We start from the raw sequence: 24,909 nt of genomic DNA on the forward strand, positions 1-24,909 counted from the left end.
TATGTCATTAAAAGGGAAACTCCAGCGGATGAAAAAGCACATGGTGCTCAATGAAGGAGAACAAAAAATAGAAGCAGGCAAACAAGAAAACCACTTTGATGACATCCCGTTTTTAGAAGAGTGGGAGGCTTTTGGCATGAAGCCTTTCATCTTCGAAGATGAATATTGCCTCATCAGAGAAGTAGAATATCCGCTTTCTCACCGCCATGGGTTATACAGCTTTTCTGAGCTTGAGGAAGTGATCACACTGTGGAATCAAAGCGGCCTGTCGCATACGTTGTCAGCAAAAGGGTATAACAAAAACAACCTCTTTTTCTTTGATACAGAAACAACCGGTCTTGGGGGTGGAGCTGGGAATACCATTTTTTTGCTTGGGCATGCGAGAGTATATGAAGACCGAGTGACAGTCAAACAGCATCTTTTGCCCAAACCGGGGAACGAAGTCGCCTTGTACCAAAGCTTTTTAAGCGAGGTTGACATTACATCACTTGTGACCTACAACGGCAAAGCCTTTGATTGGCCGCAGGTGAAAACAAGGCACACCTTGATCCGTGACAGACTTCCGAAGCTTCCGGAGTTTGGCCACTTTGATCTTTTGCATGGAGCTAGACGCCTGTGGAAACACAAAATGGACCGCGTATCTCTTGGCACGGTTGAAAAAGAGGAGCTCGGCATCCGCAGACTAGAAGACACACCGGGCTACTTGGCTCCAATGCTTTACTTTCATTTTATCAAGGCGCAAGAGCCGGATCTTTTAAAAGGTGTCCTGCATCATAATGAAATGGATGTGTTATCACTCATTTCATTGTACATCCATATGTCTAAAAAAATCCTTTCAGAATCACATGCGCCAAAAGAACACAGTGAAGCCTATGCTATGGCGAAATGGTTTATGGCTCATAAAGAAACGGACCAAGCGATCAAGCAGTTGGAAAGGCTTATAGAAAAATCGTTTGAGGACAAGGACAGTGCACGGCTGGATTTATCGCTCCTGTACAAAAAACAAAACCGCTTGGAAGAAGCAGTGCCGCTTTGGGAAAAGCTGTCCCGCTCGCAAAACCAGAAGTGCAGATACGCTGCTGTAATAGAGCTCGCGAAATATTTTGAGCATAAGAAAAAAGAATTCGGAAAAGCATTGCAAATAGCAGAGCAATTGCTTAGCGAGGCGGCATGCTTATCAGAGAAAGAAACTGAAAAACTGCATGTGAGAATTGCCCGGCTGAAGAGGAAATATTCCTCTTAAATATTCCCCGGGAAAGCGCAAAAGACGACTTGTTTCGCCATGAATTTTTTTTGCTGAATTCACATTGATTTTGTTGTAGAATAGCGGCGAATCCTGTAAAATGACTTTAGTTATTTTTAAAGGGAGAGTTGGTATGTATAAGGGTGTTTTTTACTTGTTCTTTGTTGTGGTATTTTTGATTGCTTTTGTATTTTCAAACTTTAAAGACAGCTTAATTGCACACTTTTAAAATAGGTCTTTGCATCAGAACATGTACCCCTTATTTTTCATAGCTTAGTATTGTAATAAAGTTTATGGAAAGGGGATTTTATCATGCATCACTGCAGACCGCATATGATGGCGCCAATTGTCCATCCTACTCATTGCTGTGAACATCATACGTTTTCGAAGACTATCGTGCCGCACATTCACCCACAGCATACAACAAACGTAAACCACCAGCATTTTCAGCACGTTCACTACTTTCCACACACTTTCTCAAATGTTGACCCGGCTACGCATCAGCATTTTCAAGCAGGAAAACCTTGCTGCGACTACTAGTATGGAAAACGTGCAGCTTGATGGTGTAAACAATGCAGCACAACAAATGGGGCCCACGGGAGCCCCATTTTTTAAAGCAGGTGAAATGATGAAAGTACTGGCAATTACGGGCTATAAACCGTTTGAACTCGGGATATTTAAGCAGGATGACAAGGCGCTGTATTACATAAAAAAAGCCATTAAGAACCGGCTGATTGCTTTTTTGGATGAAGGATTAGAATGGATTTTAATTTCGGGCCAGCTTGGAGCGGAGCTGTGGACGGCAGAAGCTGCATATGATTTGCAGGAGGAATACCCTGACTTAAAGGTAGCTGTCATCACACCATTTTACGAGCAGGAAAAGAACTGGAAAGAACCGAATAAGGAACAGTATGAAGCAGTTCTGGCTCAGGCAGACTATGAAGCAAGCCTGACTCACCGTCCTTATGAAAGCCCGCTTCAATTCAAACAAAAAAATCAGTTCTTCATTGATAAGTCCGACGGGCTTCTACTTTTATATGACCCGGAAAAGGAAGGCTCCCCTAAGTATATGCTTGGGACAGCGGAAAAAAGGCGCGAAAAGGATGGCTATCCCATCTACTTTATTACAATGGATGACTTGAGAGTGACAGTAGAGGAAGACAGCTACTCATAGCAATAAGAGAAATTTGACAACCGTACAGATTTCTGAAAAAATATATGTGATGATTCACGATACGAGGTGAAAAAGATGCTTGCTGATAAAGTAAAGCTTTCTGCGAAAGAAATTTTGGAAAAAGAATTTAAAACAGGCGTTAGAGGCTACAAGCAAGAAGACGTTGACAAATTTTTAGATATGATTATTAAGGATTATGAAACCTTCCATCAAGAAATTGAAGAACTGCAGCAGGAAAATCTGCAGCTGAAAAAACAGCTTGAAGAAGCAAGCAAAAAACAGCCTGTGCAATCTAACACAACAAACTTTGATATTTTAAAACGGCTGTCTAACTTAGAAAAACACGTTTTTGGTAGCAAGCTTTATGATTGATCACGCTTGAAAAAAATGGCGCTTGTAAATTGTAATCAGTTGTTATATAATAATTCATGTTCTTAACGTTCGGGTAATCGCTGCAGATCTTGAATCTGTAGAGGAAAGTCCATGCTCGCACGGTGCTGAGATGCCCGTAGTGTTCGTGCCTAGCGAAGTCATAAGCTAGGGCAGTCTTTAGAGGCTGACGGCAGGAAAAAAGCCTACGTCTTCGGATATGGCTGAGTATCCTTGAAAGTGCCACAGTGACGAAGTCTCACTAGAAATGGTGAGAGTGGAACGCGGTAAACCCCTCGAGCGAGAAACCCAAATTTTGGTAGGGGAACCTTCTTAACGGAATTCAACGGAGAGAAGGACAGAATGCTTTCTGTAGATAGATGATTGCCGCCTGAGTACGAGGTGATGAGCCGTTTGCAGTACGACGGAACAAAACATGGCTTACAGAACGTTAGACCACTTACATTTAAAATGATGAAAACAAGCTCTCCCGTATAAGGAGAGCTTTTATCTTGAAAAGAGAAAAGTTTTAAAAGACAGGGTGATACGATGAAGAAGTATACACTAATTGCAACGGCGCCGATGGGCATTGAAGCTGTTGTCGCAAAGGAAGTACGAGATTTAGGATACGAATGCAAGGTTGATAACGGGAAAGTTATTTTTGAAGGTGATGCACTTGCCATCTGCCGTGCGAACCTTTGGCTTAGAACAGCCGACCGCATAAAGGTTCAGGTTGCTTCTTTTAAAGCGAAAACATTTGATGAACTGTTTGAAAAAACGAAAGCGATTAACTGGCGCTCATTTATACCTGAAAACGGGAAATTCCCTGTCATCGGAAAATCGGTAAAATCAACACTTGCAAGCGTTCCCGACTGTCAGCGGATCGTCAAAAAAGCAATTGTCGAAAAGCTCAAGCTGCAGTCCGGCAAAGCCAATGATTGGATTGAAGAAACAGGTGCCGAATATAAAGTGGAAATTTCTTTATTGAAAGATCAGGCTCTGATTACGCTGGACTCATCAGGGACAGGCCTTCACAAACGAGGATACCGTGTCGATCAGGGCGGTGCGCCGATTAAAGAAACACTTGCTGCAGCTTTGGTGCAATTAACCAATTGGACGCCGGACCGCCCGTTTGTTGATCCTTTCTGCGGCTCCGGAACAATCGCGATAGAAGCGGCGTTAATTGGCCAAAACATCGCCCCGGGATTCAACCGCGATTTTGTATCAGAGGATTGGGAATGGATCGGTAAAGATCTGTGGAACAAAGCGCGGCTTGAAGTCGAAGAAAAGGCAAATTATGATCAGCCGCTTACAATTTTCGCTAGCGACATAGACCACCGCATGGTTCAAATCGCAAAAGAAAATGCAGAGGAAGCAGGATTGGGAGATCTAATCCAGTTCAAACAGATGCAGGTCAAAGACTTTACCACAAATCTGGAATTTGGCGTAATTGTCGGCAACCCGCCATATGGAGAGCGTCTCGGCGAGAAAAAAGCCGTTGAGCAGATGTACAAAGAAATGGGGAAGGCGTTCGAGCCGCTTGATACTTGGTCTGTGTATATGCTGACATCAAATGAAAACTTTGAGGAAGCATATGGCAGAAAAGCAACGAAGAAACGAAAGCTCTTTAACGGGTTTATTAAAACGGATTATTATCAATATTGGTCAAAAGTAAGGCCGCAGCGAAAGAAAACAGAAAACGCATAAAAAGAAGACGCTCTGCATGCGTCTTCTTTCATCTTTCAGCCCTATTCTATCGTTACCAACGGTGAGCTTTCGCGTTGCTTCTCAAAATAATGTTGGTTTGGGACATTTCAGTGTGACCGTTTACTTGAGACTTAGAACGTTTAGGCCGCGTCCAATTGTGATGAAACAGTTCAGAATGCTGATCTAATCGGTTTCTATAACTCATGTCAACATCACTCCCTGATAGAATATTGTTGATAAGACGGATAATCCGGAGACGGAATATCAAGTGTAGTTTGTGCATGTTTCGGTGATAACATGCGGTAAAGCATGTATATAAAATGAAAAGTTCGCATACAATGATGATTATTTCCATCAGAGGTGATCTCATGCTGAACAGCGAACATTTTAATCTTATTCAAAGGGCGCTTGACGCAACAGCAAACGAGCTGAAGGAGCTCGGGACTGATTCGTCTCCGTCTGTGATTTCGCATGCGCAAACTGATTTAGAAAAAGCGGTAGAACATATTTATTCAACAGACCATCCTTTTTTATCGTCGCATGTGATCAATCGTAAGTAAACTGCAAAAAACTTGGCATTGCCAAGTTTTTTTATTGTATTCATCAGCGGAAAATGATATTATTGGTGGTCTGAATGTCGAATAGTTGGGGGTTGGAACTAGGTGACAACATCACGTTTGCCTTTTTCTTTAACGAAAACAAAGAATTTTTATGAAGAATTGAACAATTGGATTGGTGACGTGTTTTACGATATCCTTCCCGAAAAAGGGTTTGATCTTCGGGACGAGCAAGTATTTATGGCTTTTCAGCTGGAGCGGGCGTTTAAAGAGAAAAAAGTCATGTTCGCCGAAGCTGGAGTGGGAACGGGGAAAACGCTGGTTTATCTTCTTTTTGCAATCAGCTATGCAAGGTATGTCGGCAAACCCGCCATCATCGCTTGTGCAGATGAAACATTAATTGAACAGCTGGTGAAAAAAGAGGGCGATATTTCTAAGCTGGCTGAGCATCTTGATCTGAAAATTGATACAAGACTGTCAAAATCACATGAACAATATTTATGCTTGAAGAAGCTTGAAAAAACAATGCAGCGTTCTGATGATGATAAATGGCTGGATCTTTATGAGTCGTTACCGTCATTTGTCCACGAGTCACAGGCGATGCAGCGCTTTTATCCGTATGGCGACCGTAAGCAGTACGCAAATCTATCGAATGAAGAGTGGTCTGACGTAAGCTACGACTCGTTTCAGGACTGTCTGACTTGTGATATGAGACACAGATGCGGTCTGACACTTTCCAGAGATTACTATCGTAAGGCAACGGACTTAATCATATGTTCCCATGATTTTTATATGGAGCATGTGTGGACGGAAGAATCACGCAAACGAGAGGGCCAGCTGCCGCTCTTGCCTGATCATAGTGCAGTTGTATTTGATGAGGGGCACTTGTTAGAGTTTGCTGCGCAAAAAGCGCTAACCTATAGAGTGAAGCAGTCTACTCTTGAATTGTTTTTAGAACGATTGCTGCAAAATGACATCAGAGAAGAGTTTGCAGAATTGATTGAAGATGCGCTTCTCGCAAACGACGAATTTTTCTATGTTCTTTCTGAAGAATCAAAGGAAGTAGCCGGTTCACACCGTTTAGAAATAAAAAATGACCAGCGTGTCAAAAAGGCGGCGGACGAGCTTTGTCGTTTACTTGATAAAATCGGTGAGGCACTTGTATTTGAGTCTGAAATGTATACGATTGATCAATACGAGCTGTCAGTAGTGGAAGAATATGTTGAACAAATGGCGTATTCATTATCTCTATATCAAAAGGATGCAATCAGCTGGCTGGAGAAAAAGGAAGCAGAATCAACTTTTGTCGTGATGCCGAGAACGGTAGCAGAAGTACTTGGCGAAAAAGTGTTTTCTAAGAAAATTCCTTATATCTTCTCTTCTGCTACGCTGTCAGAAGGCGGTTCGTTTGATTATATTGCCGACAGTCTTGGGATTCATGATTATTTGTCATTAACTGTTAATTCCCCTTATGATTATGACGAGCAAATGAGTATTAATTTATACGCAAAAACAGATATGGCCGCTGAACAAAAAACGGCTGAAACGATTGAAACAATCAAACGATACAAAGGAAAAACGCTGGTGCTTTTCCCTTCTTTTGAAGAATTAAACGAGTTTAAAGAGCTGTCGGCGGCATGGGAGCTGCCGTATCCAATTTTTTTCGAAGGTGATGAGGAAATCAGCAGCTTAGTAGAGAAATTCCAAGAGGAAGAAGAAACAGTACTTTGTTCAGTTCACTTATGGGAAGGACTCGACATTCCCGGTGACGCATTGAAGAATGTTACCATTTGGTCATTACCGTTCCCGCCACACGATCCTGTATTTACAGCGAAGCGCAACGGAGCGAAAAAAGATCCGTTCGAAGAAGTTGATCTGCCATATATGTTGTTACGTGTACGGCAGGGCATCGGGCGCCTGATTCGCTCGAATCAAGACAGCGGCTCGATTCACATTTACGCTGGCGGAGAAAATGAACGCATCATTGATGAGGTCAAAAAGGTCTTGCCTGTTGAACCGCACATGATGTAATGGAAAAAAGCTGACGATCGTTCGTCAGCTTTTTTTATTTGTCAGCGGGATAGCCAGCCGCCATCAACTGCTAAAATATGTCCATTTACATAATCTGAAGCACGTGATGCCAAAAAGACTGCAGTCCCCCCGATATCATCCGCTTGGCCCCAGCGGCCGGCAGGAATTCTCTTTAAAATGTCCTCATTTCGCTTTTCGTCATCCCGAATAGGCTTTGTATTCGCAGTAGAAATATAGCCTGGGGCGATTGCGTTGACCTGAATACCGGACGCTGCCCACTCATTTGCAAATGATTTTGTCAAACCGGCAACAGCGTGTTTGCTCGCGGTGTAAGCCGGAACAAGGATGCCGCCTTGAAAAGACAGGAGAGAGGCAATATTAATAATCTTTCCATGACCTCTTTTCAGCATGTGCCTGCCAGCAAGCTGTGTCAGAATAAACAGGCTGTTTAGATTGACATTCAGTACGTGCTGCCAGTTCTCTTCTGAAAAATCTTCCGCTTTTTCCCGATGAATAATGCCGGCATTATTGACAAGGATGTCGATCTGCCTGTTTTCAAACAGGTCAGCTGCAGAATCCTTTATCGCTTCCGGCTTGCTCATGTCCAATGTAAAAGATGTAAATATCCGGCCTTCCTGTTCCACAAGCTGCTGTGTTTCAGACAGGCTGCTTGTATGTGATGTGCCGATAATATCAGCGCCAGCCCCGGCTAGGGCTTTGGCAATACCTTGACCGATCCCTGTTCCCGGGCCTGTCACCAGCGCTGTTTTTCCTTCTAATGAAAAGGCGTCATGTAGATAACCCATCTTATTTCAGCCCATCCATCGGAACGAGATCCATGTCCGTAAATGTGTAATTTTCTCCAGCCATCGCCCACACAAAGCTATAGTTTGATGTTCCTGCGCCAGAATGAATAGACCAGGCGGGAGAAAGGACAGCCTGCTCATTTCCAACAACAAGATGGCGTGTTTCGTCCGGCTGGCCCATGAAATGAAATACCTTTGAGTCCTTTTCAAGATCCAGATAAAGATAAGCCTCCATCCGACGGTCATGAACGTGTGCTGGCATGGTATTCCAGTTGTTGTTTTGATCTAACATCGTTATTCCCATCATCAGCTGACAGCTTTTAATGCCATCCTGATGAATGACTTTGTACAGACTTCTGACATTAGACGCTGCATCATCACCAAGGCGGTCCGGTGTCAGTTCAGCTAGGGCGGCTTTTTGTGTCGGATAGCTTTTGTGGGCGCAAGCGGAGACGAAGTAAAACTTCGCTTTTTCACCGTTCAGGCTTGAAAATGATACATCCTGATTACCCATTCCGATATAGAGAAAATCCTTTGTTTGAAGCACATATTCATCATCGCCGACTCTAACGGCACCAGGCTGGCCGACATTAATAATCCCGATTTCACGCCGTTCCAAAAAGAAGTCTGTTTTTAGAAAATCACCTGCATCAAGCTTCAGTTCACTTTGCCCTGGAGCCGCTCCGCCGATGACAACCCGGTCTTCATGTGAGTAATACATCGTAAGTTTGTTTTCTGTAAATAAAGGATCCATTAAGAAATGACTGCGAAGCTCCTCTGTTGTAAAGCGTTTTACTTGTTCAGGATGTACAGAATAACGATTTTCCATTATATTTCCCCCTTGGTTAGGATTTCAGCATCACTTGAATGAAAATATTTTGGTAACGGTTTCAAAGAAAATTTTAGGATAAATAGTGAAAAGAGTCAACGGAAAAATAATGAATTGACACATTATTAAAAAAACTCTTTCCAAATTCTAAAATTATGGTATCCTTTTGTTGTAACGGTTTTGAAATCGGTTTCAAATATAAGAGATACAGGAGCACTTGAATGAAAAAGAAAACAACAGGCCATACAACCATCAAAGATGTAGCTGAATGTGCAGGAGTTTCGAAATCGACAGTTTCCCGCTATATTAACGGAAAAATTGACGCGATTTCTCCTGAAAAAGTGAAAAACATTAAAAAGGCAATCGCAGAATTGAATTATCGGCCGAGTAAAATGGCACAAGGTTTGAAAATAAAAAAAAGCAAGTTAATCGGATTTGTTGTGGCTGACATTACAAATCCTTTTTCAGTCGCTGCTTTCAGGGGAGTCGAAGAGGTTTGTGATCAATATGGATACAGCATTATGGTGTGCAATACAGATAACAGTCCTGAAAAAGAGCGGGAAATGCTCTTAAAGCTAGAAGCCCATTCGGTTGAGGGCTTGATTTTAAACGCAACAGGGGAAAACAAGGATGTACTCCGCGCTTTTGCTGAACAGCAAATTCCAACAATCTTAATTGACCGGAAACTGCCGGATCTGAAACTGGATACCGTAACGACTGACAACAGATGGATCACAAAAGAGATTCTTCAGAAGGTGTACAGCAAAGGGTATACTGATGTCGCGCTGTTTACCGAACCGATTTCCTCTATCAGCCCTCGTGCAGAAAGAGCAGCTGTGTATCAGGAAATGGCTTCGGTTCAAAATGTGAACGGGCTTGTCAGATTGCATGAAATTGACGTAAAGGACAAGGAGCAGCTTAAGGCGGCGCTTCGTTCTTTTCACAAGGAAATGCCGGAGCAAAAAAAAGCGATTCTGGCTTTGAATGGCTTGATTATGCTGAAAATCATCAGCTGTATGGAAGAGCTTGGCCTGCGCATCCCTCAAGATATAGGGATTGCAGGATTCGATGATACGGAATGGTATAAACTGATCGGTCCAGGTATTACAACGATCGCCCAGCCGTCACATGATATGGGCAGGACGGCGATGGAACGTGTATTAAAAAGGATTGAAGGTGACAAAGGAGCGCCTCAAACCATTGAATTAGAGGCAAAAGTCATTATGAGAAAGTCACTTTAATCCTAGGTGCCCTCAACTAAGAGGAGGTTGGGAAGAGATGAAGCTTGATGCGGTGACATTCGGGGAATCAATGGCCATGTTTTATGCAAATGAGTATGGAGGCCTTCATGAAGTATCCACTTTTTCTAAAGGGCTTGCCGGAGCAGAAAGCAATGTCGCCTGCGGCCTTGCCAGACTCGGATTCCGAATGGGATGGATGAGCAAGGTCGGCAATGATCAGCTCGGAACGTTTATTTTACAAGAGCTTAAAAAAGAGGGAGTGGATGTGTCCCGCGTGATCCGCTCGCAGGACGAAAATCCCACCGGGCTGCTGCTGAAGTCAAAAGTGAAAGAAGGCGACCCGCAAGTTACCTACTATAGGAAAAACTCAGCTGCAAGCACATTAACTTCAGCTGAATATCCAAGAGATTATTTTCAATGCGCAGGCCATTTGCATGTGACAGGCATTCCGCCTGCTTTATCAGCCGAGATGAAAGACTTCACGTATCATGTCATGAACGACATGAGAAACGCAGGGAAGACCATTTCATTCGACCCTAATGTAAGACCTTCGCTTTGGCCTGATCAAGCAACAATGGTACACACAATCAATGATCTGGCTGGGCTTGCAGACTGGTTTTTCCCGGGTATCGCAGAGGGAGAGCTATTGACCGGAGAAAAAACACCTGAAGGCATTGCCGACTATTATTTGAAAAAAGGTGCCAGCTTTGTTGCTATTAAACTTGGAAAAGAAGGCGCTTACTTTAAAACGGGGACAAGTGAAGGATTTCTAGAAGGCTGCCGGGTCGACCGGGTGGTTGATACGGTCGGCGCCGGAGACGGATTTGCAGTCGGTGTAATCAGCGGTATCCTAGACGGTTTGTCGTACAAGGATGCGGTGCAAAGGGGAAATGCGATTGGCGCTTTGCAAGTGCAGGCACCGGGGGATATGGACGGTTTGCCGACCAGGGAGAAATTAGCTTCTTTTTTATCTGCTCAAAGAACGGTTCACCAAAAGAAAGGGGATTATTAATATGGAGTCCAAAGTCGTTGAAAACCGTCTGAAAGAAGCAAAGCTGATTGCAGTCATTCGTTCAAAGGATAAGCAGGAGGCCTGTCAGCAGATTGAGAGTTTATTAGATAAAGGGATTCGTGCAGTTGAAGTGACGTATACGACCCCCGAGGCATCAGATATTATCGAATCCTTCCGTAATAGGGAAGATATTTTAATTGGCGCGGGCACGATCATCACCGCGCAGCAAGCTGGGGAAGCTGCTGAGGCTGGCGCGCAGTTTATTGTCAGTCCGGGTTTTTCAGCTGATCTTGCTGAACATCTATCTTTTGTAAAGACACATTATATCCCCGGCGTCTTGACTCCGAGCGAAATTATGGAAGCGTTGACATTCGGGTTCACGACATTAAAGCTGTTCCCAAGCGGTGTGTTTGGCATTCCGTTTATGAAAAATTTAGCGGGTCCTTTCCCGCAGGTGACCTTTATTCCGACAGGCGGGATACATCCGTCTGAAGTGCCTGATTGGCTTAGAGCCGGAGCTGGCGCCGTCGGAGTCGGCAGCCAGCTGGGCAGCTGTTCAAAAGAGGATTTGCAGGCTGTTTTCCAAGTGTAAGTGGAATTGTTTTTTCATAACCGGAGGATGGGAGAATCCACAATATGAAAATCAAGGCGACAATTGAACGGGTACCTGGCGGAATGATGATTATTCCGCTATTTCTTGGAGCGGCGCTCAACACGTTTGCGCCTGGAACAGCGGAGTTCTTTGGAGGGTTTACGGGTGCTTTGATTACCGGAACGCTGCCGATACTGGGTGTTTTTATCTTTTGCGTAGGAGCAACGATTGATTTTCGTTCTTCAGGCTATATCGCAAGAAAAGGAATCACGTTATTATTGGGGAAGATCGGATTTGCGGCGCTGCTCGGCGTGATCGCAGCGCAATTTATACCTGACGAAGGCATACAATCCGGCTTTTTTGCAGGCCTTTCTGTTTTAGCAATTGTCGCGGTAATGAATGAAACGAACGGCGGACTGTATTTAGCGCTCATGAACCATATGGGAAGAAAAGAGGATGCGGGCGCTTTCGCCTTTATCAGTACAGAATCTGGTCCTTTTATGACCATGGTGACGTTTGGTGTGACGGGACTTGCCGCATTCCCATGGGAAACGCTGGCAGCGACAGTCATCCCGTTTTTACTTGGATGTATACTTGGAAATCTGGATCATGATCTCAGAGACTTATTCAGCAAGGTTGTGCCGGCGATCATTCCATTTTTCGCCTTTTCGCTCGGCAATACCTTGAATTTTGGAATGCTGATCCAATCAGGGCTGCTCGGCATTTTTATCGGAGTTTCTGTCGTCATTTTATCGGGCAGTTCTTTGTTTTTGCTTGATCGTTTTATTGCGCGGGGAGATGGTGTCGCGGGAGTGGCCGCTTCTTCTACGGCGGGGGCGGCTGTAGCCGTGCCATATGCATTAGCGGAAGCGAATGCCTCATTTGCGCCAGTTGCTGAGTCGGCAACTGCAATTATCGCGACAAGCGTTATTGTCACCTCGCTCTTAACCCCGCTGGCAACAGTGTGGGTAGATAAAAAAATCAAGCAGAAAAAGCGGAGAACACCTCCGCCAAAAAATCAAATGACGATCAACTGAATAAAAAGGCTGCCATAAAAACATACCGGCAGCCTTTTATACAAACAATTTGACTTTCATACCCCCTTGCATTAGCCTGTAATGGAACGGCTAGAATAGGGAGGGAATGGATATGGAGATACATACATATGAAAAAGAATTTTTTGATCTTTTAAAAAGAATCTCACATTACAGCGAAGCAGTTGCGTTAATGCACTGGGACTCCAGAACAGGCGCGCCGAAAAACGGCTCAGAGGATCGTGCCGAAAGTATCGGCCAGCTTTCAACAGATATATTCAATATCCAAACATCAGATCGAATGAAGGAGCTTATCGATGTCCTGTATGAACGATTTGATGACTTGTCGGAAGATACGAAAAAAGCAGTGGAACTGGCGAAAAAAGAGTATGAAGAGAATAAGAAAATCCCTGAGGCTGAATACAAAGAATACGTGATTCTGTGTTCAAAGGCAGAAACAGCGTGGGAGGAAGCGAAAGGAAAATCTGATTTCAGCTTGTTTTCTCCTTATTTAGAACAGCTGATTGAATTCAATAAACGTTTTATTACGTATTGGGGATATCAAGAGCATCCTTATGATGCATTGCTTGATTTGTTTGAGCCCGGCGTCACGGTAAAGGTGCTTGATCAGCTGTTTGCTGAGCTGAAGGAAGCGATTATCCCTCTTGTTAAACAGGTGACAGCTTCCGAAAATAAACCAGATACAAGCTTTATTACAAAAGCGTTCCCGAAAGAAAAGCAAAAAGAGCTCAGTCTGTATTTTTTACAGGAGCTTGGCTACGATTTTGATGGCGGAAGACTTGATGAAACCGTTCATCCGTTTGCAACTACGCTGAACCGGGGAGACGTTCGGGTCACGACGAGATATGATGAAAAAGATTTCCGGACGGCGATCTTTGGCACCATTCATGAGTGCGGGCACGCGATATACGAGCAAAATATTGATGAAGCACTCAGTGGCACGAACTTGTCAGACGGCGCATCAATGGGAATTCATGAATCGCAATCATTATTTTACGAGAATTTTATCGGCCGCAACAAGCATTTTTGGACACCGTACTATCAGAAGATTCAAGAAGCATCACCTGAACAGTTCAAGGACATCTCCCTGGATGATTTTGTCCGGGCAATCAATGAATCAAAACCTTCATTTATCAGGGTCGAAGCGGATGAATTAACGTATCCTCTTCATATCATCATCCGTTATGAAATTGAAAAAGCGATTTTCAGCAATGAAGTGTCTGTGGAAGATCTGCCGTCGCTCTGGAATCAAAAATACCAGGATTATTTAGGGATTACACCGCAGACCGACGCAGAGGGGATTTTACAGGACGTCCATTGGGCAGGTGGTGATTTCGGCTACTTCCCATCCTATGCGCTCGGCTACATGTATGCGGCTCAGCTGAAACAAAAAATGCTTGAGGATCTCCCTGAATTTGACGCTCTCTTGGAAAGAGGAGAGTTCCATCCGATAAAGCAATGGCTGACGGAAAAGGTGCACATTCACGGAAAACGGAAAAAGCCGTTAGACATTATTAAAGATGCAACAGGAGAAGAGCTGAATGTTCGCTATTTAATTGATTATTTATCAAACAAATATTCAAATCTCTATCTGTCTTAATCAAAAGCCTGGCGGCGCAGTCGTCAGGCTCTTTTATATCGAATTCCTTTGAAATACGAATGATATCTAAAAAAACAAAAATAAAGTTCGGGAATTTTTATTTTCAGCCTATGCAAGAGATTAGAATCTTGATATAATTTATTACAATATAATAGGAACACTCATATAATCGCGTGGATATGGCACGCAAGTTTCTACCGGGCACCGTAAATGTCCGACTATGGGTGAGCAATGGAACCGCACGTGTACGGTTTTTTGTGATATCAGCATTGCTTGCTCTTTATTTGAGCGGGCAATGCTTTTTTTATTCTCATAACGGAGGTAAGACAGGATGGAAGCACTGAAACGGAAAATAGAGGAAGAAGGCGTCGTATTATCTGATCAGGTATTGAAAGTGGATTCTTTTTTGAATCACCAAATTGATCCGCTGCTTATGCAGAGAGTTGGTGACGAATTTGCGTCCAGGTTTGCAAAAGACGGTATTACCAAAATTGTGACAATCGAATCATCAGGTATCGCCCCCGCTGTAATGACGGGCTTGAAGCTGGGTGTGCCAGTTGTCTTCGCGAGAAAGCATAAATCGTTAACACTCACCGACAACTTGCTGACAGCGTCTGTTTATTCCTTTACGAAGCGAACAGAAAGCCAAATCGCAGTGTCTGGGACCCACCTGTCGGAACAGGATCATGTGCTGATTATCGATGATTTTTTGGCAAATGGACAGGCAGCGCACGGGCTTGTGTCGATTGTGAAGCAAGCGGGAGCTTCTATTGCGGGAATCGGCATTGTTATTGAAAAGTCATTTCAGCCGGGAAGAGATGAACTTGTAAAACTGGGCTACCGAGTGGAATCTTTGGCAAGAATTCAGTCTTTAGAAGAAGGAAAAGTGTCCTTCGTACAGGAGGTTCATTCATGAGAAATGGATTCGGCAAAACGCTGTCTTTAGGGATTCAGCATGTTCTCGCCATGTATGCCGGCGCCATTGTCGTTCCTCTGATTGTCGGAAAAGCAATGGGACTGACCGTCGAGCAGCTGACTTACTTAGTATCAATTGATATTTTTATGTGCGGTGTGGCTACACTTCTGCAAGTGTGGAGCAACCGATTTTTTGGGATCGGGCTTCCGGTAGTGCTTGGATGTACCTTTACAGCTGTATCGCCAATGATTGCGATTGGATCTGAATATGGGGTTTCAACAGTTTACGGCAGCATTATCGCTTCAGGCATTCTTGTCATTCTTATTTCATTTTTCTTTGGAAAGCTCGTATCGTTTTTTCCGCCGGTCGTGACAGGCTCTGTTGTTACGATTATCGGTATTACACTGATGCCGGTTGCCATGAATAACATGGCCGGCGGAGAAGGAAGTGCAGATTTCGGAGATCTCTCCAACCTTGTTCTTGCTTTTACCGTGTTGAGTATCATTGTGCTTCTGTACCGTTTTACAAAAGGCTTTATCAAGTCCGTCTCGATTTTGATCGGTATTATGATTGGCACCTTCATCGCTTATTTTATGGGGAAAGTTCAATTTGATAATGTTTCGGACGCGGCAGTTGTTCAAATGATTCAGCCATTTTACTTCGGCGCGCCGTCTTTTCATGCAGCGCCTATCATTACGATGTCCATCGTTGCAATTGTCAGCCTTGTGGAGTCAACTGGTGTTTACTTTGCTTTAGGTGACCTGACAAACCGCCATTTGACAGAGAAAGATTTGTCTAAAGGCTATCGAGCTGAAGGACTGGCTGTGCTTCTGGGAGGTATTTTTAACGCTTTTCCTTACACGGCATTCTCTCAAAACGTCGGGCTTGTTCAGCTCACAGGGATCAAAAAAAATGCCGTCATTGTGGTCACAGGTGTGATCCTAATGGCATTTGGGCTGTTTCCAAAGATCGCTGCTTTCACGACCATTATTCCATCCGCTGTTTTGGGCGGTGCAATGGTGGCGATGTTTGGAATGGTGATTGCTTACGGAATTAAAATGCTCAGCCGCATTGATTTTGCGAAACAGGAAAATCTGCTGATTGTTGCTTGCTCAGTGGGATTGGGGCTCGGTGTGACCGTTGTGCCGGATATTTTCAAACAGCTTCCGAGTGCCTTAACGCTGCTTACAACGAATGGCATTGTGGCGGGCAGCTTTACTGCAGTCGTCTTAAATATTGTATATAACGTTTTTTCTAAAGCTAAAAAAACAGAACAAGAAGCTGACCTCGCTGAACAAAAAACAGCAGTCTAACTCCGCCGCGGCGGAGTTTTTTTGCATATAAAAAAGATTGTTGCGGCACAATGTATGCAAAGAGGTGATCGCATGGCGTTTATTTTATCCATTGGAACAAGTCTTCCTGCGTATAATGTAAACCAAGAGAAAGCGGCCGAGTTCGCCCGCTATATGTTTCAGCATTCTTTTAAGGATATTGACCGGCTGTTATCCTCCTTTAAAAACGGGCAAATCCATTCGAGACAGTTTGTTAAGCCGATTGAATGGTATAAAGAGGGGCACAGCTTTGAAGAAAAAAATCAAATATACATAGAAGAAACACTTAAACACAGCAGAGCAGCTGTTCGTGAGTGCCTCTCTCATCCGGAATTTTTTCAAGAAGCCATTCCTTATGAGAAAGTGGAAGCTGTTTTTTTCGTCTCCAGTACAGGTCTTTCCACACCGAGTATCGAGGCGCGGCTTATGAATGAACTTCCGTTTTCTCCATATACGAAGCGGATCCCGATTTGGGGGCTTGGCTGTGCAGGAGGAGCCAGCGGACTTGCGCGTGCAGCCGAATACTGCAAAGCGTATCCTGAGGCTTTTGTGCTTGTCATTGCTGCAGAGCTGTGCAGCCTGACATTCCAGCCGGAAGATAAAACGAAAAGCAATCTGATCGGCACCTCGCTTTTTGGTGACGGCATTGCCGCAGCTTTATTATGCGGAGAGAAGGCGGACCGCAGGATGTCAAAGCTGAAGCTTGCGCCGAAGATAATGGACGCCCAATCTGTTTTGATGAAACAATCAGAAGATGTCATGGGCTGGGACTTTACCGATCAAGGATTCAAAGTCATTTTCTCACGAGACATTCCGACCTTGGTGGAAAAATGGCTCAAAACAAATGTACAGATTTTTTTGGACAAACATAAGCTGTCATTCCATGATATCAGTGTTTTTTTGGCGCATCCAGGCGGAAAAAAAGTGATCGATGCATACATCAAAAGTCTCGGGCTGTCGTCAGAAAAGCTTTCATCTGCGCAAAGCATTTTGCAAAAGCACGGAAATATGTCTTCAGCCACAATCTTGTATGTGATCAAAGACCATCTGCAGAACGGACATAAAAAGGAAGCTGAACGAGGACTGATTGGCGCATTAGGGCCGGGTTTCTCATCAGAATTGCTGTTATTCAGCTGGGAAAAGGGGGCCTGACTCATGTTTTGGTTGTTGATCGCCATTCTCATTGTTCAAAGAGCAGCAGAAATGGCAGTGGCCAGGCAAAACGAACAAAAGGTAAAGAAGCAAGGAGCAATTGAATTTGGCGAGAGCCACTATCCGTATATCATTACGATGCATATCCTTTTTTTCCTGTCCTTAATTGCCGAGGTGCTGCTGATGAATAAACAGCCGTCCAGCTGGTGGCTCGGTATCGCTGCAGTTATTTTAAGCGTACAGATCGTACGGTATTGGGCGCTTTGTTCCTTAGGGGCATATTGGAATACGAAAATCCTTGTTGTTCCAGGTGTAGAGCTTGTAAAAAAAGGTCCATATAAATGGATGAAACATCCAAACTATGCCGTTGTTATACTCGAAATTTTGCTGATTCCGCTGCTTTATCAAGCATACGTCACCATGTGTCTGTTTTCCATTTTCAATGCCGTGTTGTTAAGCGTCAGAATTCGCGCAGAAGACAAAGCATTACAGGAATACAGCGTAAAATAGCGATTGAAAATCATTCTCAACCATGTTAAAATGGATTTGAAAAAGATTCTCAATCAGGATGGTGAAGCAAATGACAATGCTGTTTTTGCTTGGAGCGGTTTGTACATATAGTGTATTAATTGGTTTTGTATTAAAAGGAATCTCTAATAAATCTGTTTGATGAATCTGGAACTTGTAAAAGTTGCAGATTTTCTTTTATAGAAGCTGCCGTAATGGCGGCTTTTTTCTATTCACCTAAAGAAATTTGGTTTATTCTTGTGTAAAATGAAAAGGGAATGAATTCAGATCTTTCGAAAAAGGTTCACAATTGAAACGGCACAAAGGGGTTCAGACTTATGACAGATCAAAACAGAAAAGAGCTTTTGCATAAAACCGGGGAACTTTATAAGCAATTTATTGAGAATCAAGATGAACAAAGGGCTGCTAAACTGGCTGCGGTCATGAAAAAAGCGGCTGATGAAGAGGTTTATATCGCGTTTACCGGGCATTATTCAGCGGGGAAATCGTCACTGCTGAACTGCCTGTTAATGGAGAATATTTTGCCGACAAGCCCGATTCCGACAAGCGCTAACCTTGTTGTGATCAGAAACGGGGAAAAGCGAGTTCGACTTCATACAACAGACGGAGCGTGTGCTGAGCTGGAAGGGCCTTACCAGAAAGACAAGGTGCAGCAATATTGTAAAGACGGGGAACAGATTGAAATCGTCGAAATTTTTGACAGATATACTGAGATCGATTCCGGGGTTGCGTATATTGATACTCCAGGGATAGATTCAACAGATGATGCGCATTTTCTATCGGCTGCTTCTATTCTTCACCAAGCGGATGCGCTGTTTTACGTCGTTCACTATAATCACGTGCACTCTGAGGAAAATGTAAAGTTTCTCAGATCAATAAAAGAAAGCATTCCGAATGTGTATTTTATCGTCAATCAAATTGACCGCCATGATGAGACGGAGACGAAATTTGGAGACTATAAAGCGCAGGTAGAGGAGATGCTTTGCAATGAAGGGATTTCAAAGGAAGCGCTCTATTTTACGTCAGTAACAGAACCGGACCACCCGTTCAATCAGATGGGGGCCCTGAGAGAAGAGTTAAGAAGAATAGAACAGCAATCAAAAAGCAATATGCAGGCTTTAACCGAACAAAAAGTCCGTAATCTGCTAAAGGAACATACGGAAATGCTGAAGAAAGACGACACAGGCGCTCCGAGTTTCGCTGAACAGCTTAATATCCAAACTGGACTGGTCCAATCGCTGCGTGATCAATTGGATGAGGCCGAAAAACAAACGACTGAGGCAGAGAAGAGGATGCAGGAAGAAATCAATCGTATTTTAAAAAACGCCAACCTGACGCCTTTTGAAATGCGTGAATTGGCGGCTGCATTTTTAGAATCACAAGAGCCTTCCTTTAAAACCGGCTTTTTCTTTTCTAAAGCGAAAACTGCACAGGAAAGAGATAAAAGGCGGAATGCTTTTTTCTCTGATGTGGCAAAACGAACAGAGGCCGAAGCGGATTGGCATATGATAGACACGCTTCATAAACTCGCCAAGGCATTTGATGTCTATACCGCTGAAAGTGAAAAGCTGATTCAGGCCTATCGCACACCGCTTGATATAAGCATCATTGAACGCGCGGTCAAGCATGGTGCAGCCTTTTCTTCTGAATATGTATTGCAATATACAAAAGATTTGGCAGAGCTCATCCGGAAAGAGGCGAAAAGAGAAGCCGCAGACATCATAAAGGTGCTCTCCGCTATGGTGAAAGAGCGTGTTTCCAAAGACGTGCAAACGATTAACGACCGGCTCGTCCAAGAATCAGAAAAACTTGTCTTTCTTCAAGAACAGGCGCGTTTAGAGAATAATGCCCGAGAGAAAACCGATCGCCTGTGGGCCATTTGGGAAGAAGAGTCCGCATGCCCAATGCATATAGACACAGAATGGTTTAAATCGAAGAAAACAAGAGTGGCGGCTCCAGAGCAGAAACAAGGCCGAAGCCAGCTGACGGCGCAGCCGATGCCGAAATCAGAAATCAAAATGGAACAAGAAATGCCGCTTCAAGACCAAATCAAACGCTTTTACACTTTGTCTGACCTTTTAGGCGAATGCAGCATGTTGTTAAAGCAAACTTCAGCGTTTCGTGAAAGGGTGAAAAGGCTTGAGGAACGGAAATTTACACTCGCTCTTTTTGGAGGCTTCAGCTCGGGGAAATCATCATTTGCCAATGCGCTTGTCGGCGAAAGAGTGCTGCCATCCTCACCAACGCCAACCACAGCGACAATTAACAAGATCACAATGCCAATCAATGGCAACTTAAACAAAACAGCGGATGTAGTGTTTAAGACAGAGGATGACATAACGGCTGAAATTTTGCAGCTCACCGGAATACCAAAGGAACCGGCAGGCCGTTCCTTCACAGAGAAGTGGGAAAAGGCAGTCAAAAAAAACAGGCTGCAGGAAGAACACGTGAAATTGATCAGCAATTTCCTGCTTGCATATGAGAAGTATCAGCAGTATATACAGGAACAGAAGAAATTAACGATTCCGCTATCTGAATTAAAGCCGTATGTAGCAGAGGAAACAACGGCCTGTGCTGTAAAAGAGGTAACGGTCTACTATACATGCCCGCTCACTGAAAAAGGGATTACGATCGTTGATACACCCGGCGCGAGCAGCATGAATAAACGGCATACAGAACTGGCATTCCAATATATCAAAGATGCCGATGCATTTTTTTATATGACTTATTATCAGCACTCTTTTTCAAAAGGAGACCGTTCATTTTTGCGAAAGCTTGGACTTGTGAAAGAATCGCTCAGCATGGATAAAATGTTTTTTATTATTAATGCTGCAGACCTTGCAAAAGATAAAACAGAGCTCGAAACAGTGACCGATTATGTCAGCGCAGAGCTTGTAAAAGAAGGGGTTTATGAGCCGCAGCTCTTTACTGTATCAAGTAAGGAGGAACTGGTGGGAAAACCGGAGTCATTTTATAATCAGTTCTCGAAAGTAAGAAAACACTTAGACCGGTTTATCGAAGTGGATGTAAAAAAAGCGTCAGCAGCGCAGCTCAGTTCGGAGGCAGACAAACTATGCGAAACCGTTTTTCAGCTTCACCAATCCCAGCATCAGTCCCGAGAAGAGAAGGAAGCGCAGAAACAGCGCCTTATGCTGTCATTTGAGCGGACAGCGGCCGATATCGAGAAACGGCGGAACTCAGAAACCATCATTGAAAAAGTAAAAAAAGATACAAGAGAGCAGCTATATCACATTACACAGCGATTATCATATTTTGCAAATGATTTATTAAAATCGGCATTTCATCCCGGGCTGCAAAACGGGGATTGGAAAAAGAACGTCAGTAAGGCGATGACAACAGCCTTACATGAATATCAATTTGAATATATTCAGGAAATCAAAACGCTTGATGTTCGTATGAGCGGTTTCATCGAACGGCATATCAATGAAGAATGGCTGGATCAATTTCAAAAAACATTAAACGAGGACGGCTATTTTTCCGTTTATGCGGGTGATCAGCATTCAAACGGCATACAGTTGAAGGAAGTTGAACCAGAAATAGAAGAATGTGCTTTTGAGCAGGAACTAAAAGAGGTCAAATCACCGAAGCAGTTTTTTGAGCAGAAAGGAAAATCGGCCTTTATCGAAGCTGTACGGATGAAACTTACGAAAATCACAGAGGCATGGATAAAAAATGAAGAAGAAAGCCTGATTTCTCATTACACAGCTCACCTCAGACGCTTACAGGAAGATATGGGCGAAAAAGCAATCGCGCAAATAACGGATCAAAAAGAGACATATTTAAGAGGATATGCGGAAGGGGAACATGCGAAAGAGATTGAAATAGCGTACCAGGCGTGCATCTCCTGGAAAAATTCAGACAATACAATAAAAATGTAAAATTCAGTTGGCTTGTATTTCAAGTCATGGTAGACTAAATAGAAAAAAGCGAGATGAACGATTAATGTCAGAGGTACATAAAGCAATTTCAGCACATTCATCAAAACAGCACGAGCATATCAAAGCATTTATGCGTCTTGAAAATATGCGTGAATTGGCGATTGAAGAAGCTGTTGCGAAATGCAAAAACGATGAGCCTTATACTACAGAAGCAATTAATGAAATTACCGAGCAAATGAATCAGCTCGCTAAAAAAGGCATCGTCCCGACAAGACGGCTTGTATCAAAAGAAATGGTCAGAGAATACGTAAGCCGCATGTAAGCTGGATGATCCTGTCGCGAGTGAACCTCCTGCCGGAAGCATATACTATATGCATCCGACGTAAGGGGGGATTCATGTTGGGCAGAACAAAGCTCGGAAACAGAAATGCACAGGCGAATAACAATGCCAAAAAGAAAAACGGATTTCAAACCCATTTTGACTCTTACGCAGGACGCGAAGCTGAAAAGCTGATCGCCAGCAACAAAAGACACAACGATTGATAAATATCCAAACAGTATCTCTAATTAAAGAGATACTGTTTTTTATTTTTGGGCTGCTTTATGATAAAATAGAAGGAATGAAAGAAAAGGGAGTTATTTGATGAATAATAATAAACTATTGCTGGTTGACGGCATGGCTCTTTTATTCCGGGCCTTTTTTGCCACGGCCGTACATCGCAACTTTATGATAAATGACAGCGGGGTGCCGACGAACGGCGTCAACGGCTTTTTAAAGCATTTGATTACAGCTGTGGAAACATTCCAGCCGACACACGTCGTCTGCTGCTGGGACATGGGGAGCAAAACGTACCGAAATGACTTGTTCCAAGATTATAAGGCCAACCGCAGCGCGCCGCCTGTGGAGCTGATTCCGCAGTTTGATTTGGCAAAGGAAGCAGCCGCAGAGCTTGGAATCATGAATATTGGCTTTGCCGGCTATGAAGCGGATGACTGTATCGGTACTCTTGCCGATTTATTTGCGAATGAAGCGGACATTACGGTCGTAACAGGGGACAGAGATTTACTTCAGCTGTTAACGGATAAAGTAAGCGTTGCTTTGCTTCAAAAAGGAATCGGAAATTATAAAGTCTATACAAAAGAGACTTTTTATGAAGAAACAGGCGTAATGCCGAAGGCTTTGATTGATATTAAAGCGCTTATGGGAGATTCCAGTGATAACTATCCCGGAGTCAAAGGGATTGGAGAAAAAACAGCCTACAAACTGATTCGTGAATACGAAACGATTGACCGTTTATTGGAAAATCTTTCTCTTCTTCCAAAAGGACAGCAGGGAAAAATTCAGCAAGGTTTAAGCGATTTGGAGATGTCGAGGAAGCTTGCGGAAATTCATTGCTCAGTGCCGCTGGCCTGCACACTGAAAGACGCTTTATTTACTTTGCAAATGGAGCAGGCGGCTGACATGCTTCGCCGCCACCAAATCAAAGGAATTGAGCGTATGCTTGAAAAGCTGAACGCTAGAGAGATCGTTTAGATCTTCTCTAGCGTTTTGTATTGCTTTTTTTTGCTCTCTCCTCAAGCTCTGTTTTAGGGTCATTATGTGTATTGCCTTCCAGGTCGCCTTGCGGAGTAACACCGCCGGTCAGCCGGCCTTTATCTTTCTTTTTCATGTTAGTTCACCTCGCCATTAGGATGAACCAATCATCAAGATTTAATTCTTTTCATTCAGCCGAATCGCTTCTTTTGCCAGAAGATCGGCTTTTTGGTTTTGCTTGCCCGGTATCCATTTGATGAAAAAAAGAGGGAATGCCGCTTTTAATCGGATGATTTCTTCTACGAACGGTTGAAACGTTTTATTTTTAACCATTTCAAGCTCAGTGGCGCGTTCCACAATATCTGAATCGGTTCGAAAGGAAACCGATTGATACCCGCGCGTTGCACATAGCTTCATCCCTTCAATTAATGCAAGAAATTCCGCTTCCTGATTTGTATGCACTCCGATTGGAATAGAGAAGGATTCTGCTGTTCCCTCATGTTTGATAAAAATGCCGATACCCGAAGGCCCGGGATTACCAGCGCTTGCGCCGTCTACGTATATTTCTGTAGGCATTATGAACTCCTTTCATCTTTAGGTATCATTTTTTTGGCTGCATAAGCATAAGGCAATGAAATCAAAGATACCGCAAACTTAATCAAATATGTAGAAATAAAAATATGAAGCCACACGCCTGCCGGATAAATGCCGAGAAAGGCGACTGCAGTGAATATGAATGTATCAAACAGCTGGCTGACTGCTGTACTGCCGCCGTTTCTGAGCCATAAAAGCCGATCAGAAGGAAATATCCTTCTAATTGCCGAATATACATAAACATCCAGCGTTTGGCTGAAGATAAAGGCAAGCAGACTTCCTAACGCAACTCGCGGAAGGAATCCGAAGATCGTTTCCAGCGCTGTTTGTGATATGTCGCTGGAAGCCGGTTCGAAAAGCAGCACACCCTGCATGACAAATGTCAGCGTCAGGAGCGTTGAGAATCCGAGCCATACCGCTTTTCTGGCTTCAGCTGGTCCGTATTTTTCATTCAGCACATCTGTCGCAAAAAAGATTGTGCCATACATCACATTCCCGAGTGTCGCTGTTAAGCCAAACAGTTCAACTGTTTTGACGACTTGGAGGTTGGCGCAGACTGTCGCAAAACCGATCCAAACAAACAGTCCCATTTTGCCAAATCCTTTATAAAATAAAAGAACAATGATAAAATGAATGATCGCAAAAAAGATCCAAAACGAATTATTAAACAAGATGAAAAAGCTTCCTTTCCGGGGTAAGATTGGTTTGATTATAGCATAAGCCCGGCAACTAATGAATG

General features: G+C 43.5%; 28 protein-coding genes, 1 other RNA gene and 1 riboswitch. Of the genes, 23 read left to right on the forward strand and 6 right to left on the reverse strand.

All coding sequences use genetic code 11. From position 1 onward, the window contains the following. Nucleotide 1 precedes the first annotated feature (1 nt). The 7 genes from mrfB to M1D94_RS10315 all read left to right on the forward strand — a co-directional run bounded on the left by mrfB (nt 2) and on the right by M1D94_RS10315 (nt 4,493). Nucleotides 2-1,243 carry a metal-dependent exonucleaseMrfB gene (gene mrfB, locus M1D94_RS10285; protein ID WP_041849956.1) on the forward strand — a complete coding sequence of 414 codons (1,242 nt, stop codon included), beginning with the start codon at nt 2-4 and terminating at the stop codon, nt 1,241-1,243. A gap of 100 nt (nt 1,244-1,343) precedes the next feature. Continuing rightward, on the forward strand, nt 1,344-1,472 hold the full coding sequence (locus M1D94_RS10290) for a hypothetical protein (protein WP_003230707.1): 129 nt from the start codon (nt 1,344-1,346) through the stop codon (nt 1,470-1,472). A gap of 83 nt (nt 1,473-1,555) precedes the next feature. Continuing rightward, nucleotides 1,556-1,783 carry a spore coat protein CotD gene (cotD, locus tag M1D94_RS10295; RefSeq protein ID WP_010886551.1) on the forward strand — a complete coding sequence of 76 codons (228 nt, stop codon included), beginning with the start codon at nt 1,556-1,558 and terminating at the stop codon, nt 1,781-1,783. Nucleotides 1,784-1,871: 88 nt separating this feature from the next. Then, nucleotides 1,872-2,417 carry a DUF1273 domain-containing protein gene (locus M1D94_RS10300; protein WP_041850190.1) on the forward strand — a complete coding sequence of 182 codons (546 nt, stop codon included), beginning with the start codon at nt 1,872-1,874 and terminating at the stop codon, nt 2,415-2,417. Nucleotides 2,418-2,492: 75 nt separating this feature from the next. Next, complete coding sequence (gene gpsB / locus M1D94_RS10305) at nt 2,493-2,789, forward strand: cell division regulator GpsB (RefSeq protein ID WP_003225629.1); 297 nt, start codon at nt 2,493-2,495, stop codon at nt 2,787-2,789. A gap of 65 nt (nt 2,790-2,854) precedes the next feature. Beyond that, an RNA gene (rnpB, locus tag M1D94_RS10310) (RNase P RNA component class B) lies at nt 2,855-3,235 on the forward strand. 100 nt (nt 3,236-3,335) lie between these two features. Further along, a complete protein-coding gene (locus M1D94_RS10315; RefSeq protein WP_021481520.1) occupies nt 3,336-4,493 on the forward strand; it encodes a THUMP domain-containing class I SAM-dependent RNA methyltransferase in 1,158 nt (385 codons plus the stop codon). Between the two features lie 52 nt (nt 4,494-4,545). Here M1D94_RS10315 and M1D94_RS10320 read toward each other — a convergent pair whose 3' ends face one another. After that, nucleotides 4,546-4,698: a YpzG family protein gene (locus M1D94_RS10320; RefSeq protein WP_010327933.1), complete on the reverse strand. Its 153-nt coding sequence runs from the start codon at nt 4,696-4,698 to the stop codon at nt 4,546-4,548. A gap of 163 nt (nt 4,699-4,861) precedes the next feature. Between M1D94_RS10320 and M1D94_RS10325 the strand changes: the two genes are divergently transcribed. Both M1D94_RS10325 and M1D94_RS10330 read left to right on the forward strand, forming a co-directional pair. Further along, nucleotides 4,862-5,053, forward strand: a complete 192-nt coding sequence (locus M1D94_RS10325) for a hypothetical protein (protein ID WP_003246090.1) — start codon at nt 4,862-4,864, stop codon at nt 5,051-5,053. A gap of 102 nt (nt 5,054-5,155) precedes the next feature. Continuing rightward, a complete protein-coding gene (locus tag M1D94_RS10330) occupies nt 5,156-7,081 on the forward strand; it encodes an ATP-dependent DNA helicase (RefSeq protein ID WP_282627243.1) in 1,926 nt (641 codons plus the stop codon). Between the two features lie 41 nt (nt 7,082-7,122). Here the strand turns inward: M1D94_RS10330 and kduD are convergent, their stop codons facing one another. Together kduD and kduI are read right to left on the reverse strand one after the other, a co-directional pair. Continuing rightward, complete coding sequence (kduD, locus tag M1D94_RS10335) at nt 7,123-7,887, reverse strand: 2-dehydro-3-deoxy-D-gluconate 5-dehydrogenase KduD (protein ID WP_015251843.1); 765 nt, start codon at nt 7,885-7,887, stop codon at nt 7,123-7,125. Nucleotide 7,888: 1 nt separating this feature from the next. Next, complete coding sequence (gene kduI, locus M1D94_RS10340; RefSeq protein ID WP_015251844.1) at nt 7,889-8,716, reverse strand: 5-dehydro-4-deoxy-D-glucuronate isomerase; 828 nt, start codon at nt 8,714-8,716, stop codon at nt 7,889-7,891. 221 nt (nt 8,717-8,937) lie between these two features. Between kduI and kdgR the strand changes: the two genes are divergently transcribed. The 14 genes from kdgR (at nt 8,938) to exnP (ending at nt 23,576) form a co-directional block, all read left to right on the forward strand. Beyond that, nucleotides 8,938-9,957: a pectin utilization transcriptional regulator KdgR gene (kdgR, locus tag M1D94_RS10345; RefSeq protein ID WP_015383935.1), complete on the forward strand. Its 1,020-nt coding sequence runs from the start codon at nt 8,938-8,940 to the stop codon at nt 9,955-9,957. Nucleotides 9,958-9,994: 37 nt separating this feature from the next. Next, nucleotides 9,995-10,969, forward strand: a complete 975-nt coding sequence (gene kdgK / locus M1D94_RS10350; protein WP_015251846.1) for a 2-dehydro-3-deoxygluconokinase — start codon at nt 9,995-9,997, stop codon at nt 10,967-10,969. A gap of 1 nt (nt 10,970) precedes the next feature. Continuing rightward, a complete protein-coding gene (eda, locus tag M1D94_RS10355; RefSeq protein WP_424935082.1) occupies nt 10,971-11,561 on the forward strand; it encodes a bifunctional 4-hydroxy-2-oxoglutarate aldolase/2-dehydro-3-deoxy-phosphogluconate aldolase in 591 nt (196 codons plus the stop codon). 44 nt (nt 11,562-11,605) lie between these two features. Further along, nucleotides 11,606-12,598, forward strand: a complete 993-nt coding sequence (gene kdgT / locus M1D94_RS10360; protein ID WP_015714144.1) for a 2-keto-3-deoxygluconate transporter — start codon at nt 11,606-11,608, stop codon at nt 12,596-12,598. A gap of 112 nt (nt 12,599-12,710) precedes the next feature. After that, nucleotides 12,711-14,216 carry a carboxypeptidase gene (ypwA, locus tag M1D94_RS10365; protein ID WP_041849953.1) on the forward strand — a complete coding sequence of 502 codons (1,506 nt, stop codon included), beginning with the start codon at nt 12,711-12,713 and terminating at the stop codon, nt 14,214-14,216. Nucleotides 14,217-14,357: 141 nt separating this feature from the next. Then, nucleotides 14,358-14,457: riboswitch (purine riboswitch) on the forward strand. A gap of 90 nt (nt 14,458-14,547) precedes the next feature. Next, the gene (xpt, locus tag M1D94_RS10370) at nt 14,548-15,132 is read left to right on the forward strand and encodes a xanthine phosphoribosyltransferase (RefSeq protein ID WP_041849952.1); all 585 of its coding nucleotides are present in this window, start codon (nt 14,548-14,550) and stop codon (nt 15,130-15,132) included. Further along, a complete protein-coding gene (gene pbuX / locus M1D94_RS10375; protein ID WP_041849951.1) occupies nt 15,129-16,445 on the forward strand; it encodes a xanthine permease PbuX in 1,317 nt (438 codons plus the stop codon). The genes xpt and pbuX overlap by 4 nt, the downstream gene beginning before the upstream one ends. A 72-nt stretch (nt 16,446-16,517) precedes the next feature. Beyond that, the gene (bpsA, locus tag M1D94_RS10380) at nt 16,518-17,615 is read left to right on the forward strand and encodes a type III polyketide synthase BpsA (RefSeq protein ID WP_015714140.1); all 1,098 of its coding nucleotides are present in this window, start codon (nt 16,518-16,520) and stop codon (nt 17,613-17,615) included. A 3-nt stretch (nt 17,616-17,618) separates the two neighbouring features. Beyond that, nucleotides 17,619-18,125, forward strand: a complete 507-nt coding sequence (gene bpsB / locus M1D94_RS10385; protein WP_004398552.1) for an alkylpyrone methyltransferase — start codon at nt 17,619-17,621, stop codon at nt 18,123-18,125. 70 nt (nt 18,126-18,195) lie between these two features. Next, nucleotides 18,196-18,285, forward strand: a complete 90-nt coding sequence (fbpC, locus tag M1D94_RS10390) for a Fur-regulated basic protein FbpC (RefSeq protein WP_100069434.1) — start codon at nt 18,196-18,198, stop codon at nt 18,283-18,285. Between the two features lie 175 nt (nt 18,286-18,460). Continuing rightward, nucleotides 18,461-22,042: a dynamin GTPase gene (gene dynA / locus M1D94_RS10395; RefSeq protein ID WP_456280235.1), complete on the forward strand. Its 3,582-nt coding sequence runs from the start codon at nt 18,461-18,463 to the stop codon at nt 22,040-22,042. A gap of 64 nt (nt 22,043-22,106) precedes the next feature. Then, nucleotides 22,107-22,364 carry a YpbS family protein gene (locus M1D94_RS10400; RefSeq protein WP_021481513.1) on the forward strand — a complete coding sequence of 86 codons (258 nt, stop codon included), beginning with the start codon at nt 22,107-22,109 and terminating at the stop codon, nt 22,362-22,364. A 74-nt stretch (nt 22,365-22,438) separates the two neighbouring features. Next, nucleotides 22,439-22,585 (forward strand): hypothetical protein, encoded by a 147-nt coding sequence (locus M1D94_RS10405; protein ID WP_003230761.1) that lies wholly within the window; start codon nt 22,439-22,441, stop codon nt 22,583-22,585. A gap of 100 nt (nt 22,586-22,685) precedes the next feature. Further along, a complete protein-coding gene (exnP, locus tag M1D94_RS10410) occupies nt 22,686-23,576 on the forward strand; it encodes a 5'-3' exonuclease ExnP (protein WP_003230763.1) in 891 nt (296 codons plus the stop codon). A gap of 7 nt (nt 23,577-23,583) precedes the next feature. Here exnP and sspL read toward each other — a convergent pair whose 3' ends face one another. The 3 genes from sspL to M1D94_RS10425 are packed head-to-tail and all read right to left on the reverse strand — an operon-like array spanning nt 23,584 to nt 24,841. After that, on the reverse strand, nt 23,584-23,712 hold the full coding sequence (gene sspL, locus M1D94_RS10415) for a small, acid-soluble spore protein L (RefSeq protein ID WP_003218255.1): 129 nt from the start codon (nt 23,710-23,712) through the stop codon (nt 23,584-23,586). 41 nt (nt 23,713-23,753) lie between these two features. Continuing rightward, nucleotides 23,754-24,152 carry a reverse transcriptase-like protein gene (locus tag M1D94_RS10420; RefSeq protein WP_015251853.1) on the reverse strand — a complete coding sequence of 133 codons (399 nt, stop codon included), beginning with the start codon at nt 24,150-24,152 and terminating at the stop codon, nt 23,754-23,756. Continuing rightward, on the reverse strand, nt 24,152-24,841 hold the full coding sequence (locus tag M1D94_RS10425; RefSeq protein ID WP_014477139.1) for a queuosine precursor transporter: 690 nt from the start codon (nt 24,839-24,841) through the stop codon (nt 24,152-24,154). The genes M1D94_RS10420 and M1D94_RS10425 overlap by 1 nt, the downstream gene beginning before the upstream one ends. Between the last annotated feature and the right edge of the window lie 68 nt (nt 24,842-24,909).

The organism is Bacillus sp. JZ109 (assembly GCF_053903135.1).

Excerpts from the sequence above, each read along its gene's own strand:
- mrfB (WP_041849956.1), top strand. The coding sequence starts at position 2 with ATGTCATTAAAAGGGAAACTCCAGCGGATGAAAAAGCACATGGTGCTC.
- M1D94_RS10290 (WP_003230707.1), top strand. The coding sequence starts at position 1,344 with ATGACTTTAGTTATTTTTAAAGGGAGAGTTGGTATGTATAAGGGTGTT.
- cotD (WP_010886551.1), top strand. The coding sequence starts at position 1,556 with ATGCATCACTGCAGACCGCATATGATGGCGCCAATTGTCCATCCTACT.
- M1D94_RS10300 (WP_041850190.1), top strand. The coding sequence starts at position 1,872 with ATGAAAGTACTGGCAATTACGGGCTATAAACCGTTTGAACTCGGGATA.
- gpsB (WP_003225629.1), top strand. The coding sequence starts at position 2,493 with ATGCTTGCTGATAAAGTAAAGCTTTCTGCGAAAGAAATTTTGGAAAAA.
- M1D94_RS10315 (WP_021481520.1), top strand. The coding sequence starts at position 3,336 with ATGAAGAAGTATACACTAATTGCAACGGCGCCGATGGGCATTGAAGCT.
- M1D94_RS10320 (WP_010327933.1), bottom strand. The coding sequence starts at position 4,698 with ATGAGTTATAGAAACCGATTAGATCAGCATTCTGAACTGTTTCATCAC.
- M1D94_RS10325 (WP_003246090.1), top strand. The coding sequence starts at position 4,862 with ATGCTGAACAGCGAACATTTTAATCTTATTCAAAGGGCGCTTGACGCA.
- kduD (WP_015251843.1), bottom strand. The coding sequence starts at position 7,887 with ATGGGTTATCTACATGACGCCTTTTCATTAGAAGGAAAAACAGCGCTG.
- kduI (WP_015251844.1), bottom strand. The coding sequence starts at position 8,716 with ATGGAAAATCGTTATTCTGTACATCCTGAACAAGTAAAACGCTTTACA.
- kdgR (WP_015383935.1), top strand. The coding sequence starts at position 8,938 with ATGAAAAAGAAAACAACAGGCCATACAACCATCAAAGATGTAGCTGAA.
- kdgK (WP_015251846.1), top strand. The coding sequence starts at position 9,995 with ATGAAGCTTGATGCGGTGACATTCGGGGAATCAATGGCCATGTTTTAT.
- eda (WP_424935082.1), top strand. The coding sequence starts at position 10,971 with ATGGAGTCCAAAGTCGTTGAAAACCGTCTGAAAGAAGCAAAGCTGATT.
- kdgT (WP_015714144.1), top strand. The coding sequence starts at position 11,606 with ATGAAAATCAAGGCGACAATTGAACGGGTACCTGGCGGAATGATGATT.
- ypwA (WP_041849953.1), top strand. The coding sequence starts at position 12,711 with ATGGAGATACATACATATGAAAAAGAATTTTTTGATCTTTTAAAAAGA.
- xpt (WP_041849952.1), top strand. The coding sequence starts at position 14,548 with ATGGAAGCACTGAAACGGAAAATAGAGGAAGAAGGCGTCGTATTATCT.
- pbuX (WP_041849951.1), top strand. The coding sequence starts at position 15,129 with ATGAGAAATGGATTCGGCAAAACGCTGTCTTTAGGGATTCAGCATGTT.
- bpsA (WP_015714140.1), top strand. The coding sequence starts at position 16,518 with ATGGCGTTTATTTTATCCATTGGAACAAGTCTTCCTGCGTATAATGTA.
- bpsB (WP_004398552.1), top strand. The coding sequence starts at position 17,619 with ATGTTTTGGTTGTTGATCGCCATTCTCATTGTTCAAAGAGCAGCAGAA.
- fbpC (WP_100069434.1), top strand. The coding sequence starts at position 18,196 with ATGACAATGCTGTTTTTGCTTGGAGCGGTTTGTACATATAGTGTATTA.
- dynA (WP_456280235.1), top strand. The coding sequence starts at position 18,461 with ATGACAGATCAAAACAGAAAAGAGCTTTTGCATAAAACCGGGGAACTT.
- M1D94_RS10400 (WP_021481513.1), top strand. The coding sequence starts at position 22,107 with ATGTCAGAGGTACATAAAGCAATTTCAGCACATTCATCAAAACAGCAC.
- M1D94_RS10405 (WP_003230761.1), top strand. The coding sequence starts at position 22,439 with ATGTTGGGCAGAACAAAGCTCGGAAACAGAAATGCACAGGCGAATAAC.
- exnP (WP_003230763.1), top strand. The coding sequence starts at position 22,686 with ATGAATAATAATAAACTATTGCTGGTTGACGGCATGGCTCTTTTATTC.
- sspL (WP_003218255.1), bottom strand. The coding sequence starts at position 23,712 with ATGAAAAAGAAAGATAAAGGCCGGCTGACCGGCGGTGTTACTCCGCAA.
- M1D94_RS10420 (WP_015251853.1), bottom strand. The coding sequence starts at position 24,152 with ATGCCTACAGAAATATACGTAGACGGCGCAAGCGCTGGTAATCCCGGG.